Consider the following 18,208-nt stretch of genomic DNA (forward strand, 5'->3'; position numbering starts at 1 on the left):
CAAGTTTTTCACTTGTATCAGTAATAGCCAAGATGGCTGTTATACAATAAAATTTCTTTGTTGTGGAACGGCCATCTTTGCTGTTCCCAAAAGGCGGTATACCCCACAATAATTATCCCAGAAATATGTGGAACGGCCATCTTGGCTGTTCCCAAAAGGTGGCAGGAAAGCCCGCCCCCAAATATGCAGGTTAAAAAATGTGAAACAGCTTATTACTTGTTAATTCCCCAATATCCTGCCATTCCTGATCCGAAAGCGGCTGCACCTCCAAATCAATTTCAAAACAGCGACAAGCCACCGCACTCAAAACATCAATTACAGTGGCTATCAAATCATCTCCCCCTTCAGATAGAGGTAATTGCACAGGAATTAATTCCTCCCCAAACACTTGAGAAAACAATTTAACATCCGGCTGCAAACGCATCGAACCGTGCTGCAAAATAGCATCACCCCGTCGCAATTGTGCGCTACCAATTAACTTGCAACCATCAGCGGTAACTAAATCCGCACCCGTCGCAGTACCAAAACAATTCGGATTGTGAATATAACCCCTTCCCGCTTCCCCGTATTGCAAATCCAAACCCATCGCCCTCCAACCCTCAATCAAAAACTCGCAAATAGTCTGATAAGCTTTCATACGGCTGCTTCCAAATCCCGACGCCACAACTGCATAAGTTAAATCCCCTTGGTGCAGCACTGCGCGCCCGCCGCTGGGCCTCCTCACCAACTCCACAGGCATTCCCTGCCAAGACAACTGCTGCCAAAACTCCGGCCATCGGCGCTGGTGGTAGCCCAAGGAAATCGCCGCCGGTTGCCAAGTGTAAAATCGCAGAGTTGGCGGATGTTTGCCCGCTAGATGCTGTTCCAGTAGCCATTGGTCGATCGCCATCTGCACGCTACCAGACGCCGACAACAGTGGAATTAAACGCCATACAGAATTAGCCATCCGTCCCCAGTCCTGAGTTTGCACTCAATAATTCACAGAATGTTTTAAAATTAGTAACAGTTTTTTGGGCCTGTCTTCTAAGTTGATGCAAGTTTCACGCCCGCCGGTGCTTTAGAAATAAATAGAAAAAATAATCGCAGAACCATGAGCAACAGTGTAATTGTCATTAACGACGAAAAATTTGAAACAGAAGTCCTGAAAGCTGAGCAACCAGTGCTTGCCTATTTTTGGGCTACTTGGTGCGGGCCTTGCAAACTGATCGCGCCTTCGATAGACTGGGTGGCGGCCAACTACAGCGATCGGCTGAAAGTGGTTAAAATGGAAATTGACCCCAATCCTAATACTGTCAAGCAGTATAAAGTAGAAGGAGTCCCAGCTCTCAGGCTGTTTAAAAATGCCGAAGTAGTGCTTTCTCACGAGGGAGCCATTACTAAACAAACTTTGGTCGGTTTGCTGGACGCTCACTTATAAAGTTTGGAAATGATTCGGGAGTTTCCAACTCCCAACTCACAACTATAGCAATCGAAAAGATTTTTTAATATCTCTCTTTTCTCCTCGATATTCCTCTCTGAATCTGCGCCCTCTGCGCTCTCTGGGGTTATAAAAAAATTTACAAAGCAGCACATAAAAATGAAAAAAAAATAATTCAGCCATGTAAGAAATATTAATATGCCCCAAAAGTTAGAAAAAATATGCAATTTGCTAAACGTTTAGAGCCACTGCAATTTAATGTATTTGCCGATATGGATCGGGCAAAAGCTCAAGCTAGAGCAGCGGGACAAAATGTGATTGACTTGTCTCTGGGTTCTTCGGATTTGCCGGCGGCGGCTCATATTACAGATGCGATCGCACATTCTCTGTCAGACACCAGCACCCACGGCTATTTGCTATTTAACGGCACAAGAGATTTTCGGGAAGCAGCAGCTATTTGGTACGAGCAAAAATTTGGAATTGCAGTCAATCCAGAAACAGAAGTGCTGCCGTTAATTGGTTCCCAAGAAGGCACGGCGCATATGCCTTTAGCTGTACTCAACCCTGGAGATTTTGCTTTGTTGCTCGATCCGGGCTATCCTTCCCACGCGGGCGGTGTGCATTTGGCTGGCGGTCAAATTTATCCGATGCCCATATTAGCAGAAAATGCGTTTTTGCCGATATTTGAAGATATTCCGACAGCAGTGCTGGCTGAGTCGAAGATGATGGTTTTGAGCTATCCTCACAATCCTACAACTGCGATCGCCCCGGTTGCTTTTTTTGAGAAAGCTGTGGCTTTTTGTCGGGAACATCAACTTGTTTTAGTTCACGATTTCCCTTATGTAGATTTGGTGTTTGACGATTCTGTAGGGGCGGTGCCCCCGTGCCCGCCCTCTGAGATCGAGGAAAACCGCAAATTGATGGCGCCGTCAATTTTTCAGGCCGATAGAGATAAGAGTGTGGCGATCGAGTTTTTTACACTATCCAAATCCTACAGTATGGGAGGTTTTCGAGTCGGATATGCGATCGGCAATTCCGAACTAATTGCAGCGCTGCGACAGGTAAAAGCCGCAGTGGACTTCAACCAATATCGAGGGATTTTAAACGGAGCGATCTCCGCATTAACAGGCCCTCAAGATACCGTCAGAACCAGCGTAGAAACCTTCAGAAAACGGCGGGATGCCTTTGTAAACGCGCTACAGGGCATCGGCTGGCAAGTACCCGTACCCCCTGCCACCATGTACGTTTGGGCGAAACTGCCGGAACCTTGGGCCAACGATTCCGTGAAATTTTGCACTCAGCTAGTACAGAGTACAGGAGTCGCAGCTTCCCCCGGTGCCGGTTTCGGGAAATCAGGAGAAGGCTACGTGCGATTTGCCTTAGTCGAGTCGCCAGCAATTTTGGAAACAGCAGTTAGAAAAATTGCTGAGTTTCTAAATTGAGCGATGTAATCTGTCTCAACTTAACCCGAAACACCCTCGTGATATCGTTTCCGGTTGCATCGGAATAATAAAATCTAGTCAACAGTTAACACTCAACCATTCAGTTTTTCGACCCGCCCGTCAACAGTCAACAGTCAACAATAATTCCGGTGCAACCGGAATTGATATGAGACTTAAGCCCACCCGACGTGAGCTTTTAGGCAGGGGTTAAAACCCCTGCCGGACTGGGGTTTTGACGTTTTTGGACACAGGAAGAAGGGCACGGCGTCTAAGTGCTTACCCGCAGCTCAAGATGGATGCAATTGCTAAAATAGTGTGATTTATACCTAAAGGAATAGATATTTGCACGCAGTATCTGTCACAATTTTTTTTAAGAAATGTTAACGTGAGACATCTTGGGAATTACCAGTTCCGCTCACCCACTCTAAAAATCCTTGCAGTGAATTCTGTCGGAGTAGCGATTGTTCCGTAGCGGCGAGCGCACACCCGAAAAAGACCACACTGCCCAAAATTGCAATCAGCGGCAAAGGCTTGCCCAGCCCAAAGTCCCGCTGAAGGCGAGCTAACGGTCTGCTCTCGCGCCTGAGCATCTTTCCCACCGTCAGTTGTTTGAGACTAAAAGGATCGCGCACAAAATGACCGCTCCAGCTAATTACCATATGAGAATGACAGTGGGGACAAGTGAATAGTCCACTGACCATCCCGACTGGGCCTACGACGCTGGAACGGTTGCAGATCGGGCAAGTGACAGAATGAGTGTTATAGGTAGGAGCGTTCATAACTGTTTTTCTTGAGTAAAAAAAACTAACAAGTAATTGGGAGCCTGTGTTAACGCCAAAGGTATAGACCTTGAGAGGCACTTTTCCTTAATTCCTAGTTTACCGCTCCGATCGGGTCGATCGGAGCTCACTGCTTCGGAAAACCTTCAACTTGCCAATCCCGCAACGAGTGCAAGTCGGGAGCACAGGTGAGATTATATTGCAAAGGAGTTACGGTTATTCTGTTGTCGCGAATAGCTTGTACGTCTGTAGGAATATCATGCGGCACCGCCGAATCGGCGATTTCTTCTACATCTTCTAACAATTCCCCAGCCAGCCAATAATAAGTTTTGCCGCGCGGATCGGTGCGCTTTTGAAATATGTCGAAATAGCGGCGAATGCCTTGACGGGCGATCGCAACTCCGGTAATTTCTGCTTGTGTGACTGCTGGTATGTTGACATTCAACAGCATCGGTTTCGCCATTGGCTGTTTTTCCAACTGTGCCAGCAAGCTGACAGCGAAATCCACCGCCGGCCCAAATTCCTGCGAAGTAAAGCTGGCGAGGCTGAAAGCAATGCTGGGAATCCCTTCCATAATTCCTTCCATTGCGGCCGAAACCGTACCCGAACAGATGATATCCGTGCCTAAATTGGGCCCGTGGTTGATACCGGAAAGAACAAAATCCGGCGGTTTGTCAAGTAAAGCCCACAAAGCAAGTTTCACGCAGTCGGCGGGAGTGCCCGAACAGGCCCAAGCTTGGACTGCGGGATCAAAAATAGATTCGACAATTTCGGCGCGGATGGGTTGGTGCAGAGTAAGGCCGTGGCCGGTAGCAGAACGCTCTCTGTCGGGACAAACTACGCTCACGTCGTGGCCAGCGTCGGCGAGAGCGTTGGCGAGGCTGCGGATGCCTTGTGCAAAGATGCCGTCGTCGTTGCTAATTAAAAGTTTCATTGAAATTTTTATAAGCCTTATAACAATACTAAACTAGATTCAACTAGCGCGATCGCTCTAACATCGAATTCCCTATTACAAATTATCCGTAACTGCCGAAAATCTAAAATCTAAAATCTAAAATCTAAAATCAACAAGCTGTAGAGCCAAAATTGCGCTAAACTCAACTTGGCCCAAAACTGCCATCAATCTAAAATCTAAAATCTAAAATCTAAAATCAAAATGACTGTCCAGCTTAGCGACATTGAAACTCAACTAGAAACCCTCGGCCAAGAGTCCAAAAGTGCGATCGCCACTGCCAATACCCTCGAACAACTCGAACAGTTGCGCGTCGGCTACCTCGGCAAAAAAGGCCAACTCTCTCAAATTTTAGGCATGATGGGCAAACTGTCGCCAGACCAACGGCCCAAAGTAGGTGCGATCGCCAATACAGTCAAAGAAGCCCTGCAAGCCGATTTAGAAGACAAGCGCGCCGCCCTCCAAACCGCCCAAATCCAAGCAAAATTAGCCTCAGAAACCATCGATGTCACCATGCCGGGGATTTTTCGCCCCCACGGCCGCGTGCACCCATTAAACGCAGTCATAGACCGCGCTCTCGATATCTTTGTCGGCCTCGGCTACACCGTCGCCAACGGGCCCGAAATGGAAACAGATTATTACAACTTCGAGGCGCTGAACACACCGCCAGACCACCCAGCGCGGGATATGCAAGATACATTTTACCTACCAGGCGGCAACTTGCTGCGGACTCAGACATCATCAGTGCAAATTCGCTACATGGAACAGCACAAACCGCCGATTCGGATTGTCTCTCCCGGCCGCGTTTACCGCCGCGATACTGTTGATGCTACTCACGCCGCAGTTTTCCACCAAATTGAACTTTTAGCAATTGATGAAGGTCTGACATTTACTGACTTGAAAGGCACAATTAAAGAGTTTTTGCGACAAATGTTCGGGCAAGATTTGCCGATTCGTTTCCGCACGAGTTACTTTCCGTTTACCGAACCTTCCGCCGAAGTTGATTTGCAGTGGAACGGCAAATGGCTGGAAGTTTTGGGGTGCGGAACAGTCGATCCTAACGTTCTTAAAGGAGTCGGTTTAGACCCAGAAAAATATACTGGGTTTGCGGCCGGTTTTGGAGTCGAGCGGTTCGCAATGGTACTTTATGAAATCGACGACATTCGCCGGGTTTATGGTAGCGATTTGCGTTTTTTGCGGCAATTTTAAAGCATGGTTTGGGGTCGGTTCTACAAACCCTCTAGAGATTTTGCTTAAGCTACATCAATTTTTCAGTTTCAAGTAAGTAAGTACAAATAAACATTACTGGGGGAGAGGGCGGGTTCTGCAACGATCGACTCGCCCTTACTGTAGATAAGCACTAAAGCCGCCCCTACAAGCCCCCGCAAGATATTATTGTTTTTTTGCGCTTACCTACTTATTTGTTGTCTACTTCCCAAAAACACCCTTGATGCTGTCAACAGCGCTCTCTACAGCATTCTTGGTGTTATCAACTGCTTTCTGAGTCCGAGCTGAATCTTCCGATGCTCTTTTCTCAATTGTGGCCGCATCTTTCTTAGCTTTGCGCTCTACTACACTACCATCCTCCGATGCTCGATCGACTTTAGAAGCATTTGTCTTGGCAGTTTCCTTAACCTTCTCTTCTGTATCTCGGATGAAGTTCTTGGCTCGTCCAGCATCTTTGCTGGCTTTTTCTTGAACCGCATCGCCCGCATCTGCTGCTGCGATCAAGTTTACAGCAGGAGAAGCCTGTGCTGCGGTGTTCGAGAAAAACGCACCAGACCAAACGAAAGCCATCGCTGACACGCAAAGCACAGTTGTAGCCATCCAGCGCCCGACAGTCGAAAGCCGTTTCGTAAAAGAATTGAGTTTCATACAATACACAATGAGATATGACATTCTATTTCTACTCGATCAGAGCGATCGGCTGAACCGTTCTCTAGAGAGAGGTTATCCGCCAACGAACGGTTAAAAAATGTCCCTCTTTTGATAGATGGACGCCAGGAATGTCAGTCAATTTTAGATTTTAGATTTTAGATTTTAGATTTTAGATTTTAGAGTTGACTCCCCAGCCGCCATTTGGAATCGTGAACTTGGGTGAGTAGATTGTAGATTTTAGATTAAAGATTAAACAATTGATATCGATTCCGGTTGCACCGGAATCGATATGAACCAGCCCTGGGGCGGGTGGGGTGAATGTACTTCACTCAGTTTAAATCTGCTGTATTTACGAATAGGTTGTTCCCGAAATTGTGCGTGGGATATCCACATATAAAACTTATAATGACTAATCACAATTTAGTAAAAAAGTCAATACAGTTTCATCAATTCCCTTTAGTTTCAAAGGCTTATATTTAACAATGCGATTTTCCTCAACATAATCTGCAACCGCCGCCGAAATTAGCACCGTGTTTGGTTCCGTCACCTCTTGCAAGCGGGCGGCAATATTCACGCTCGGCCCGATCGCAGTATAATCCGATCGATCAGGGCCGCCAAACATCCCCACCACCGCAGTACCCTGGTGAATTCCGCAGCGAAACCGCACCGGAGGCACGCCATTTTCCCCAACAATTCCCTGCTCCAACCAGCCCTTGTTAAGCTCCTTCAGAGCTCGCAGCATTTGGTCAGCAGCAGCCACAGCGCGGCGTACTTGCTCATTAGGCGTTAGTTCCTCCGGCGCGCCAAAGAAAGCCATTACCGCATCTCCAACAAACTTGTCCACCGTACCGCCACTGTCAAAAATAGCCTTAGTCATTGCCGCCAAATATTCATTCAACAGCTCAGCTACCCGGCGCGAGCGCAGCGTATTTGCCATTTGAGTAAAACCGACAATATCGCTAAACAAAATAGTAATCAATCGCGGTTCCGGGCGCAAATCCAAGGCCAAATCTCCAGCCGCTGCAGCCTTCACCATCGCCGGCGGCAAAAATCGGCGCAGCACCGACTCAGTTAAATAACTGTTCAACTGCTGCACTCGGCGCTCGTTTTGTTTGAGGGCGATCAAATTCCGCACTTCCGCCAACAATTCTCGATCGTTAAAAGGCTTGGACAAATAAGCATCCGCACCCCGTTCTACTCCTTCAATTCGAGTATCTTCATCGGCTTTAGCAGTCAGTAAAATTGCCGGAGTTCCCTGCAATTCCTCATCCTCTCGAATCATCTTAATCAAATCCAAGCCCGAAATCAAAGGCATCATCAAATCAGTTATAATTAAATTAGGGCGACGTTTTTTAGCCACGGCAAATCCTTCTTCTCCGTTGCGGGCGAGCAAAACTGCAAAGCCGGAATCTCGCAGAATTGCCGACACATAAAAGCGCAAATCAGGATTGTCGTCAACCACCAAAACCGTTCCCACTGCTGTTTCTGATTTGATCGGTTGGAGCGCATCAAAGTTATGATTTTCTGCCTCATTTTCCGATAAATCCGCTTCCACATCAGCCAGTTCCACCGCTGCTTTGGATGAGTGAAACTCCGCAGGTATTTCTAGTACCTGTTCCGGGGGCAAGTGAGTCGAACCGAAGTGCAGCCAAACGGTAAAAGTAGTACCTTCGCCGTAAACTGATTCAACTGAAATTTGACCGCCGTGGAGTTCGACTAATTCTTTGACAAGTGCCAAACCTAATCCGCTGCCTTCGTAGGAACGGCTAGCTGAGCCTTCGGCTTGGTGAAACCGCTCGAATAAATAGGGAATTTGTTCGGTGCGAATGCCGATACCGGTGTCTTTTACTTGCAACAAGCAGTGAGCGCCGGCCGATTCAACTTTCAGGGTGATAGTTCCGCCTTCTGGGGTGAATTTAACAGCATTTGATAGCAGGTTGTAAATAACTTTGTCAAATCTTTCCAAGTCCAAATAAAGTAAAGGACATTCTTGCAGTTGGGTAATTAAGTGCAGTCCTTTTTTCTCGCAGTAGGCGCGGAACGACTCTGCGGTAGAGTAACAGAAACCGACTAAATCGCAGGGGCGAAAACTTGGCTGCATCCTTCCAGCATCGAGTCGCTGCAAGTCCAGCAGTTGATTTACCAAGCGCAGGAGGCGGCGGGAATTACGCAAAGCGATTACGGCTTGTTCGTAGGGTAAGTCTTCTTTGCGCCTACAAGCTGACTCTAGAGGGCCGATAGTTAGAGTTAGAGGTGTGCGGAACTCGTGGGAGATATTTTGGAAAAATTCGGTTTTGAGCCGATCGGCTTCCAGAAGCCGTTCTGCCTGCTGTCTGGTAGTCTGGTAGAGGCGCGACTGCTGCACGGCCAGAGCAGCTTGAGTTGCGACTATTTGAGCCAGGTCAATGTCTGAGATGTTCCAGCGGCGGATGCTGTGATTTTGGCGCAGGGAAATGCTGCCGATGATTTTGCCTTCTGAGAGTAAGGGAACGACTAACAGGGCGCGGGCTGGCGATCGAACTTGCAGTTCTGTAACATTTAACTCGGGGTGTTCGTCGAGATCTTCGATCGCCACCGGCTCTTTTGATACCATAACTTGCAACAACAGCGGATTGCCTCGAATCGGCACCAAAGACTGTGGCAAAGAAGGATGGGCAAAAACCCAGGCGCGAGTGTTCTCAGCAGCATCGCCAGAAGCCGTCTCGTAGCCCAGAGAGTTCACAACTACTTCTGGATTGTCAATAAAACCCTGTTCTACAGCCACGGTATCCCTATCTGTGTCGTATAGCCCCACGCATTGGACGTATTCATCATCTTCAGTCCACAGAGATAGGGCGCAGCCGTCAACTTGCAAAGCTTGGCCGAGTTGTTGAGTAATGGCTGCAAAAATATTTTGGGGATCGAGACTCGATCGAATTGCCGTAGTAATAGTATTGACTAAGGCCTCGCGCTTGGCCAGCGCCCGCACCTGTTCGTAAGCCCGGGCTTGAGAAAGCGCCAAAGCCGCTTGGTCTGCCACCGTAATTACCAACTGTACCTCGTGGTCTTGCCACTGGCGCGGTTCCTCAAACTGGTGCAGCGCCAAGACTGCCATCAGTTCGATTTTGTAAAACAGCGGTACGATCAAGCTCGATCGAATATTCGCAGCTTCGTAAGCCTGTTGTCGTTGCGGATTATCCCAGTTTAAAACTCGATCGTCAGTTTGGGCATCTTGAATCACCTCCACATCCAGAGTTTCCCAAACCAAATCCGGCAGCAAATCGGGCGAGAGTTCGGCAGCAGAAGCATCACCGGGCATTGCTTCCTCATCGCCCCGCAACCCTTTAGTTTCTGCCTTTTGGTAAACGAACCACTCATCGGCCACCCGGCCGTCTTGGAACGGCCGCAGCAGACAGCAACTCACCTCAAACATCTGCCCGACAGTTTCCACAATTCTTTGCAGCATTTGCTGGTAATTGGGAGCCGATCGGATAGTATTGGTAACGGCATAAAGCAGCGATTCTTGGCTCAAAGCACGGCGCAGTTCATTGGTGCGCGTTTTCAGAAGATTGTGAGTCTCAACAGCTTGACTGACAAGATTGATCAGCTCTTGAGCATCCCAAGGCTTGGTAACGTATTTAAATACTTTGCCAGCGTTAATAGCTTCAACTAAATCTTCAACATCCGTATAGCCAGTTAAAATAATTCGGATCACGTCGGGGTACTGAGCCGCGGTCAGGCTGAGAAACTCCGTACCGCTCATTTTTGGCATTCGCTGGTCGGAGATAATCACCGCAACTTCTCCCTCTTTTGCCAAAATTTCGAGCGCAGCCGGGCCTGATTCGGCTCTGAGCACTTTGTAGTCTCGATGAAAGGTGCGGTAAAGCAAGTCGAGGTTATCTGGTTCGTCATCGACGATCAGAATTTTTAGCTTAGGATTTTCTTGGGAATTCATGCACCGTTCTCCTGTGCCCCGGGGCTGTTCGATTTAATAAGTCTGATTAAAGGAAGAATTCGCCGATTTAAATTGCTGAAGTCATACCATTTTCGATTTTCGATTTTCGATTTTCGATTGCGAATGACTGATGACATAAGGGTTGGGATTTTGCCTAGAGTGCCATTATTTTGGGAAAAAGGTATCACAATAATTCGTCTATATGAAGTTGTTGTGAGTGTGCGAGGCAAGCATCAACCTTGATTTTTGATGTCTGGGTTTTCAATTCGGAATTCTTCTGAGCCACAGTTATCTGTCGTGCACCCCAATTTTATTATTTAATGATATTCACATAAACTCGTCTCCCGATAATTTTCCTTCACCCCTTACCTTTATGCAGCCGGAGAGCAAACACAAATCTGGCTATTTTAACTGCCGTCTGGATTTCTCAGAATACATAGGAATAACCGTCCTGATTGTGAGTTGATTTGCCAAATTTATGTTTGCTCCTGGCTCCTGGGACTATTTTATTTGGTATGTGAAAGCTGCCCGCAGCAAGATAGAATAGACAACCAACATCTTCGCCTGTGTTTTTTCCCACAAGTAATAGCAACTTTAACAGTCAGCCAAGGATACCGACCACAATCCGGCGCCGAGCCCCTGACTGATATTCGGGGGTGGCTGACAGACCACAGAGGTGTCTGTGGGAGTGACGCAATTGCTGTACCATTTTAGTTAGACTTGCATTTTTTTCCCCGATCTCGGCATTTTTTGTGCGTCCTGCAGATTAACGCCCAAGCCAATTACTGCGGCGAAACACCGCAAGCTAGAGCATCCATCTGTTAATCTTAGCTAGGGATGTACTCTGTGGAAACCGATCAGTCGATTTTAGATTTTAGGTTTTAGATTTTAGATTTACTCCACAGATGAATCGGGGAGCTTGAACTAGGGTCTAAAATTTTGATCAGTCCCCGACGAGTGTCGGTGGCTTGTATCGGTTTTTGGGCAGGGTCAATCAGCTCGATCGAGGTTTTTAAGGTCTCATCGCGCGCAGCAGAGTATCGAACCGACGGGGAAAACCCCTGCTGACTGTTTCCAGGCATCCAAATTTAAATTGGAAGTTGGGAAAGTACCCCCTAGCTCAACAGGTAAGGCCGGTTCCATGGGGGACGGGCGATGGATAGCCCAGAACTGCTGAAAACTAGGGTGCCAAGCCGGGGGGGCGGCGGCGAACATCCGACGCGCGATCGTACCCGGTGTTAGTATGGTAAGTCGTGGAGTTTTTCTACTACCGCTGGACGGATAAATTATATTCGATCGGGTATTTCCGTAAGCAGAGATCGGTAGGATTCCGGGAACCTGACGTTAAAACCTTTGTGATTGTTTTTAATACCTTGCCCGCTAAGCTGTCGCGCATTTAATTTGTAAGCTACTGTTTACTTAAACTCTTCTGATGCCGGCCGAAAGCCAGGGATCAAGCTTCAATTTAAAGGCAAAATAGCTTATCCACAAATCTAGTATTAGGGGATGAGTTTTATTTTTTCATAACTAGAGTATTAAATGCTAAAAATTTTCCATTTACCTCAAATGGTACTTAAAGTCAAGCACCAAAAAATATAATTTAATCTGGCTAATAAACTATGCCTATAAGTTACGTTATAAGATCAGTATAACATCAGTGAATTTTCTAAGAGGGTAGCTTAGAAACCCGCGTAAAAAAAATTAATATAGTGGCCTGGCATTGTGAATCCTTCATTTTTTTCCTCACCATCTCACCAACAACAAACTCCCGGACTTTCTGGTTTTTCGATCCGGGTCGCTGTGCCCAACGACTTAACGCAGCTAGCTGATATTTTAGCCATGAGCTTTCACTCCCGCGAGGGGTTGGTAGAATGGGTGTATCCAGTGTTGCGTTTGGGCATTTACGAAGATTTAAAAAATCGACTGCGTTCTAAGGCAGAACATTACATTTGTCTGGTTGCTGAGCTAGTCTCGCGCGAGGAGGGAACACAGAATTATCGATCGCACCGAGCTCAGCGTATGGCAGGAACAGTAGAAATGGCTTTGCGTTCTCGCTTTCCTTGGCAAATCCCTAGTTCTGACTATCCTTATTTGTCGAATTTAGCCGTTCACCCGGATTATCGGCGCCAGGGAGTTGCTCAACAATTGCTCAGCAACTGCGAGGAGACCGCCAAAGAATGGGGATTTTCTGAGATTTACCTCCACGTTCTGGAAAATAATCACCCGGCGCGACAGTTGTACTATCAGGCCGGCTATCGCTTGCAACAGGTGGATTGGAATTGGACTGGTTGGCTGTTCGGCCAGCCGCGCCGCCTGTTTTTACGCAAGCAGATTTCGCTATCCTAAGCTAAGTATTTGAATTGATCATGGGGAATTGGGGCTTCGCCAAGAAAAAGGAAAAAATAGCTATCCGTGTATCTTTTACTTCCGAATTGTGAATCAATGGAATGGGAATGGGGAATTAGTGATAAATTTTAGTTTGCTCTTAAGCCCGATCGCACAACACACTACAATTAGTTGGTAGTAAACACTTGAGCTACCAAGCCTTGTGTACCTGAGACCACCTGAAAAACCCATACAAAATTATATCAAATCCGGTAGCCTCGTCGGGCGTAAAATCCCGTCAAGAATCACGGACGCTGCAACAGGAATCAATCGAATTAATCTGCGTTAATCTGTGTTTATCTGCCCACATCTGCGGTAAAAAAAAGAAAATTCATTAACCGCCCCGGACAAGGGATTGAAGCTGATTTACGCCGATAATAAGAGATTTATGAATAAGCCCAAGGCTACCAGATTTGATATTATACCAAATCCGGGTTGAACACACCTTTATTTTTTAGCATTTTAGAGAGGGACAAAAGGCAACTGTAAGAGCGATGTCAAGGGCCGAGTGCAACACAGTTTCTAACCCGGATTGAGTAGGGTGAGGAACGCCACAGAAGTTCTGATCTGCTGTGGCGTTTTGTTCGTCGGAACAGGAGACTTTCGCCGCCAATTCTAGAGTTCAGAGAGATTTGGTAGGAAATCCGAGGAGCCGATCGCCCCGTTAACCCCAACCAGATTCGCTAAAACCCGATCGGTTCCTGCTACTCGCAGCAACGTACCGTTCGGAGTGGCGCTAAATTGCAACTGCTGGAAACTCAGCCCGTCGGTCAAAACAAACTTATCGACGCCTACCTCGAAGTTAATGACAGTATCAGTGCCGCCCTCACCATTCAACACAAATTGATCGCTCCCAATACCTCCAATTAAAGTATCTTCGCCCAAGTCGCCAAACAGCCAGTCATCTCCAGCGCCCCCATTGAGAAGGTCGTTATCTTTACCACCAATCAAGGTATCGTTGCCAGCATCTCCGTTGATAGTATCTTGGCCTTCGTTGCCGTAAAGCAAGTCATCGCCCTCACCGCCGTTGATGCAGTCTTGCTGGTCGTTTGCGGCCACCGAGACACCCCGGTTATCAGCACGATCGCCATAGATGGTATCGTTGCCCTCGTCACCGCAGATCTCATCGCTGCCGTCACCGCCGTAAATCAAGTCGTCGCCCTGATCTCCGTGTATGAGATCGTTAGCTTTGCCGCCGTAAATCAAGTCGTTGTCTTGACCGCCACTGATGGTATCGTCACCCTCATCGCCGAACAGCACATCAGCACCGATGCCACCAAAGAGCAAGTCCTGGCCGCCAACATCTTGAACTCGACTTCGAGCACCGCCGTACATGGTGTCGTCGCCGCTGTCGCCGACAAGGGTATCAGAGCCAATTTCGCCCCAAATCAGGTCATGATCTTTGCCACCCCAAACACAATCATTGCCTTTACCTGCTTGCACGGTATCATTACCGTGGCCGCCGCCGATGATGTCGTTGCCACCGTCGGCAAAGATTAAGTCTTGTTCCCCGATATCCCCGATGGACTGGGAACTGCCACTGTCGCCGAGCAGAGTATCGGCTCCTTGGCCGCCGTAGAGGGTATCAGAGCCTAATTGACCGTAGATCAGGTCATTGCCTTTACCTCCGTAAGCGCGATCGTTATCTTTGCCTGCAACGATCGTATCGTTGCCTTGTTGGCCGTGGAGGAAGTCGTTGCCGAAACCTCCGTACAGCAAGTCGCGTCCCTGGGAGTCGCTGGCCCTTTTGTCGCCGATGCCACCAAACAAGGTGTCGGAGCCGATGCCACCAAACAAGGTATCAGAGCCGAGTTCGCCCCAAATTAAGTCATTTTCTTTACCTCCAAGGGCAATATCGTCACCTTTGCCGGTATGGATGGTATCCTCGCCCTCGTTGCCGTTAATCAGGTCTGCACCGTTGCCTCCGAAGATCAAATCGCCATTGTTCTGAGCACTGCTGGAGTTATCGTTGCCGTTGTCTCCCAAAATCGTATCGGCACCTAGATCTCCAAACAGGCTGTCAGAGCCTAAGTCGCCGGCAATCCAGTCGTTCTGTTTGCCTGCAAATACGATATCGTTGCCCTCGTCTCCGTAAACAATATCGGTGTCAATGCCCCCAAAAATCGTGTCATTGTCTTCGTTTCCGTAAATTTCGTCCGCACCGTCTTCACCTAAAAGCAGATCGTTGCCTTCAAAACCGACGATTTTTTGGTTGCCTTTGGTGTCTACGATCAAGTCATCGCCGTCGGTTCCTTTGGTGGTTTGTCCCTCTGAAAATTGTGAAATCGGCCCGACAAATCCAACTGCGGGTGGTTGCTGCGGAGGCGCAAAGTTAATTCCCGGTTTTTCAATAATGGGCGAACATTGACAGTCGGTATCTGTTTCGGCGATCGGATTTGAGACGATCGGCGATGCCGGCGTTGGTGTGGGTGTAGGTATGAGTGGGGGAACAGTTCCAACTGGCCTCAAGATAGCAGCAACAGTAGCGCTAGCGGGGCTGACTTTGCCGAGGTTGTCCGTGGCGGTGTAGCTGAAAGTTGCTCCGTTAAAGTCAACTGTGGCTACGAAAAATAGTTGTCCTATTTGTGCCGGAGTCAAAACTTGACCGACTTTCACGGGTATGTCGCCGTTGACTGAATCTGATAGGAACAGGACTCCTTGGTTGGCTGGGGGGACTCTGGTGATGGTGTAAGAGACGATCGACCCATCGGGGTCACTTCCTCCCAATCCCAACACCTGCACGATGCCGTTAGTCGGAACCGTGAAGTTAACATTGTTAATCGATGGCGGTTGGTTGGAAGTCGGGGAGATAGCGGCAACTGTAGCAGTGGCGGGGCTGGTAGCGCCGCTGTTATCTGTGGCGCTGTAGCTGAAATTGGCACCGGTAAAGTCGCCGGTGGATTGGAAAAATAGTTGTCCTATTTGTTCCGGTGTCAAAACTTGACCTGGTGTCACGGCTACTCCGCCGTTGGCTGGATCTCCTAAAAACAGGATTCCTTGGGCCGCTGGCGGCAGGGTGTTGATCGTGTAAGAGGCGATCGACCCATCGGGGTCACTTCCTCCCAATCCCGGCACCCGCGCGCTGCTGTTGGGGTCTACCGTGAAATTAGCATTGTTGGTTACTGGCGGTAAGTTTAGGGGATTTGGTGTGGGAGTTGCTCCTGTGGAACCGAGAGTAGCGGTAGCCAGGGAACTGGTAGCGCCGTTGCTATCTGTGGCGCTGTAGCTGAAAGTTGCTCCGGTAAAGCTACCTGTGGATTGGAAAAATAGTTGTCCTAGCTGTTCCGGTGTCAGGATTTGACCTGGTGTCACGGGTACGCCGCCGTTGGCTGGATCTCCTAAAAACAGGACTCCTTGGGCCGCTGGGGGCAGGGTGTTGATGGTGTAAGAGGCGATCGACCCGTCGGGGTCGGGGTCGCTTCCTCCCAATCCTGTCACTAACTGGCTGCTGTTGGGCCCGAGGCTGGAGTTGGCATTGTTGGCAACTGGCGGTTGGTTGTCAGTTGTGCTGGGAGTTGGTGTGGGTCCTATCAGTCCCGCCACACTAGCGGTAGCGACTGGACTGATAGCACCGCTGTTGTCTGTAGCGGTGTAGGTGAAATTGGCTCCTGTAAAGTTGCCCGTCGTGAAGAAATATAGTTGCTGCAACTGTTCAGGAGTCAGGACTTGACCTTGTGTCACTGGTACACCGCCGTTGGCTGGATCTCCTAAAAACAGGACTGCTTGGTCTGGTGAGGGCAGGGTGTTGATGGTGTAAGAGACGATCGACCCGTCGGGGTCGCGGTCCCTTCCTCCCAATCCCGTGACTAACCTGCTGCTGTTGGGTCCGAGGCGGGAGTTGGCATTGTTGGCTAATGGCGGCTGGTTGTCAGTTGGAGTTGGAGTTGGTGTGGGAATTGGCGAAACAGGCCGCAAGATAGCCGCCACAGTAGCGACAGCGGGACTGGAGGCGCCGCTGTTGTCTGTGGCGCTGTAGGTGAAATTGGCTCCTGTAAAGTTGCCCGTCGTTTGGAAAAATAGTTGCTGTAACTGTTGAGGCGTCAGGACTTGACCTGGTGTGACTGGTACGCCGCCGTTGGCTGGATCTCCTAAAAACAGGACTGCTTGGTCTGGTGAGGGCAGGGTGTTGATCGTGTAAGAGGCGATCGACCCGTCGGGGTCGCTTCCTCCCAATCCTGTCACTAACTGGCTGCTGTTGGGCCCGAGGCTGGAGTTGGCATTGTTGGCAACTGGCGGTTGGTTGTTAGTTGGAAGTATGGCCGCGACAGTAGCGGTAGCGGGACTGGTGGCGCCGCTGTTGTCTGTGGCGCTGTAGGTGAAATTTGCTCCTGTAAAGTTGCCCGTCGTTTGGAAAAATAGTTGCTGCAACTGTGCTGGAGTTAGGACTTGGCCTGGCGTCACTGGTTGGCCGCCGTTGGCTGGATCTCCTAAAAACAGGACTGCTTGGTCTGGTGAGGGCAGGGTGTTGATCGTGTAAGAGGCGATCGACCCGTCGGGGTCGCTTCCTCCCAATCCCGTGACTAACCTGCTGCTGTTGGGTCCGAGGCGGGAGTTGGCATTGTTGGCTAATGGCGGTTGGTTGTTAGTTGGAGTTGGTGTTGGTGTGGGAGTTGGCGCCACTGGGCGCAAGATAGCCGCCACAGTAGCGACAGCGGGACTGGAGGCGCCGCTGTTGTCTGTGGCGCTGTAGGTGAAATTGGCTCCTGTAAAGTTGCCCTTCGTTTGGAAAAATAGTTGCTGTAACTGTTGAGGCGTCAGGACTTGACCTGCTGTGACTGGTACGCCGCCGTTGGCTGGATCTCCTAAAAACAGGACTGCTTGGTCTGGTGAGGGCAGGGTGTTGATCGTGTAAGAGGCGATCGACCCGTCGGGGTCGCTTCCTCCCAATCCTGTCACTAACTGGCTGCTGTTGGGTCCGAGGCTGGAGTTGGCATTGTTGGCAACTGGCGGTTGGTTGTTAGTTGGAAGTATGGCCGCGACAGTAGCGGTAGCGGGACTGGTGGCGCCGCTGTTGTCTGTGGCGCTGTAGGTGAAATTTGCTCCTGTAAAGTTGCCCGTCGTTTGGAAAAATAGTTGCTGTAACTGTTGAGGCGTCAGGACTTGACCTGCTGTGACTGGTACGCCGCCGTTGGCTGGATCTCCTAAAAACAGGACTGCTTGGTCTGGTGAGGGCAGGGTGTTGATCGTGTAAGAGGCGATCGGCCCGTCGGGGTCGCTTCCTCCCAATCCTGTCACTAACTGGCTGCTGTTGGGCGCGAGGCTGGAGTTGGCATTCTTGGCAACTGGCGGTTGGTTGTCAGTTGGAGTTGTGGGAGTTGGTGTGGGAGTTGGTGTTGTGGGAGTCGGTGTGGGAGTTGGTGTTGTGGGAGTCGGTGTGGGAGTTGGTGTTGTGGGAGTCGGTGTGGGAGTTGGTGTTGTGGG

General features: G+C 49.2%; 10 protein-coding genes. 4 read left to right on the forward strand and 6 right to left on the reverse strand.

The annotated features are described in order from the left end of the window. Positions 1–190 precede the first annotated feature (190 nt). Positions 191–946, reverse strand: coding sequence for a biotin/lipoate A/B protein ligase family protein (locus QUA34_RS00715; protein ID WP_333323521.1), 756 nt, complete (start codon positions 944–946; stop codon positions 191–193). A gap of 144 nt (positions 947–1,090) precedes the next feature. Here QUA34_RS00715 and QUA34_RS00720 point away from each other — a divergent pair, with 144 nt between their 5' ends. Then, positions 1,091–1,417, forward strand: coding sequence for a thioredoxin domain-containing protein (locus QUA34_RS00720; RefSeq protein ID WP_190740071.1), 327 nt, complete (start codon positions 1,091–1,093; stop codon positions 1,415–1,417). A gap of 221 nt (positions 1,418–1,638) precedes the next feature. After that, complete coding sequence (locus QUA34_RS00725) at positions 1,639–2,859, forward strand: LL-diaminopimelate aminotransferase (protein WP_333383278.1); 1,221 nt, start codon at positions 1,639–1,641, stop codon at positions 2,857–2,859. Between the two features lie 380 nt (positions 2,860–3,239). On the opposite strand, the gene QUA34_RS00730 is transcribed toward QUA34_RS00725, so the two are convergent. Both QUA34_RS00730 and surE read right to left on the reverse strand, forming a co-directional pair. Further along, complete coding sequence (locus tag QUA34_RS00730; RefSeq protein ID WP_333215869.1) at positions 3,240–3,638, reverse strand: hypothetical protein; 399 nt, start codon at positions 3,636–3,638, stop codon at positions 3,240–3,242. Positions 3,639–3,765: 127 nt separating this feature from the next. Further along, positions 3,766–4,572, reverse strand: coding sequence for a 5'/3'-nucleotidase SurE (gene surE, locus QUA34_RS00735; protein WP_333323524.1), 807 nt, complete (start codon positions 4,570–4,572; stop codon positions 3,766–3,768). Between the two features lie 222 nt (positions 4,573–4,794). Here surE and pheS point away from each other — a divergent pair, with 222 nt between their 5' ends. Further along, positions 4,795–5,799 carry a phenylalanine--tRNA ligase subunit alpha gene (gene pheS, locus QUA34_RS00740; protein WP_333323526.1) on the forward strand — a complete coding sequence of 335 codons (1,005 nt, stop codon included), beginning with the start codon at positions 4,795–4,797 and terminating at the stop codon, positions 5,797–5,799. Positions 5,800–6,018: 219 nt separating this feature from the next. Here pheS and QUA34_RS00745 read toward each other — a convergent pair whose 3' ends face one another. Beyond that, on the reverse strand, positions 6,019–6,465 hold the full coding sequence (locus tag QUA34_RS00745; RefSeq protein ID WP_333383281.1) for a hypothetical protein: 447 nt from the start codon (positions 6,463–6,465) through the stop codon (positions 6,019–6,021). A gap of 412 nt (positions 6,466–6,877) precedes the next feature. After that, positions 6,878–10,402, reverse strand: coding sequence for a response regulator (locus tag QUA34_RS00750; RefSeq protein ID WP_333323530.1), 3,525 nt, complete (start codon positions 10,400–10,402; stop codon positions 6,878–6,880). Positions 10,403–12,124: 1,722 nt separating this feature from the next. Between QUA34_RS00750 and QUA34_RS00755 the strand changes: the two genes are divergently transcribed. Then, the gene (locus QUA34_RS00755) at positions 12,125–12,748 is read left to right on the forward strand and encodes a GNAT family N-acetyltransferase (protein WP_333085179.1); all 624 of its coding nucleotides are present in this window, start codon (positions 12,125–12,127) and stop codon (positions 12,746–12,748) included. A 654-nt stretch (positions 12,749–13,402) separates the two neighbouring features. On the opposite strand, the gene QUA34_RS00760 is transcribed toward QUA34_RS00755, so the two are convergent. Further along, on the reverse strand, positions 13,403–18,208 hold a 4,806-nt coding region (locus QUA34_RS00760), incomplete at its 5' end, for an Ig-like domain-containing protein (protein WP_445242782.1).

The sequence above is a fragment of the Microcoleus sp. POL10_C6 genome (genome assembly GCF_036701585.1).
Taxonomy (GTDB): Bacteria; Cyanobacteriota; Cyanobacteriia; order Cyanobacteriales; family Microcoleaceae; genus Microcoleus.

What these genes read in the sequence shown, in the direction of transcription:
- QUA34_RS00745 (WP_333383281.1), bottom strand. Translation starts at nt 6,465, where the DNA reads ATGAAACTCAATTCTTTTACGAAACGGCTTTCGACTGTCGGGCGCTGG.
- QUA34_RS00715 (WP_333323521.1), bottom strand. Translation starts at nt 946, where the DNA reads ATGGCTAATTCTGTATGGCGTTTAATTCCACTGTTGTCGGCGTCTGGT.
- pheS (WP_333323526.1), top strand. Translation starts at nt 4,795, where the DNA reads ATGACTGTCCAGCTTAGCGACATTGAAACTCAACTAGAAACCCTCGGC.
- surE (WP_333323524.1), bottom strand. Translation starts at nt 4,572, where the DNA reads ATGAAACTTTTAATTAGCAACGACGACGGCATCTTTGCACAAGGCATC.
- QUA34_RS00725 (WP_333383278.1), top strand. Translation starts at nt 1,639, where the DNA reads ATGCAATTTGCTAAACGTTTAGAGCCACTGCAATTTAATGTATTTGCC.
- QUA34_RS00720 (WP_190740071.1), top strand. Translation starts at nt 1,091, where the DNA reads ATGAGCAACAGTGTAATTGTCATTAACGACGAAAAATTTGAAACAGAA.
- QUA34_RS00750 (WP_333323530.1), bottom strand. Translation starts at nt 10,402, where the DNA reads ATGAATTCCCAAGAAAATCCTAAGCTAAAAATTCTGATCGTCGATGAC.
- QUA34_RS00730 (WP_333215869.1), bottom strand. Translation starts at nt 3,638, where the DNA reads ATGAACGCTCCTACCTATAACACTCATTCTGTCACTTGCCCGATCTGC.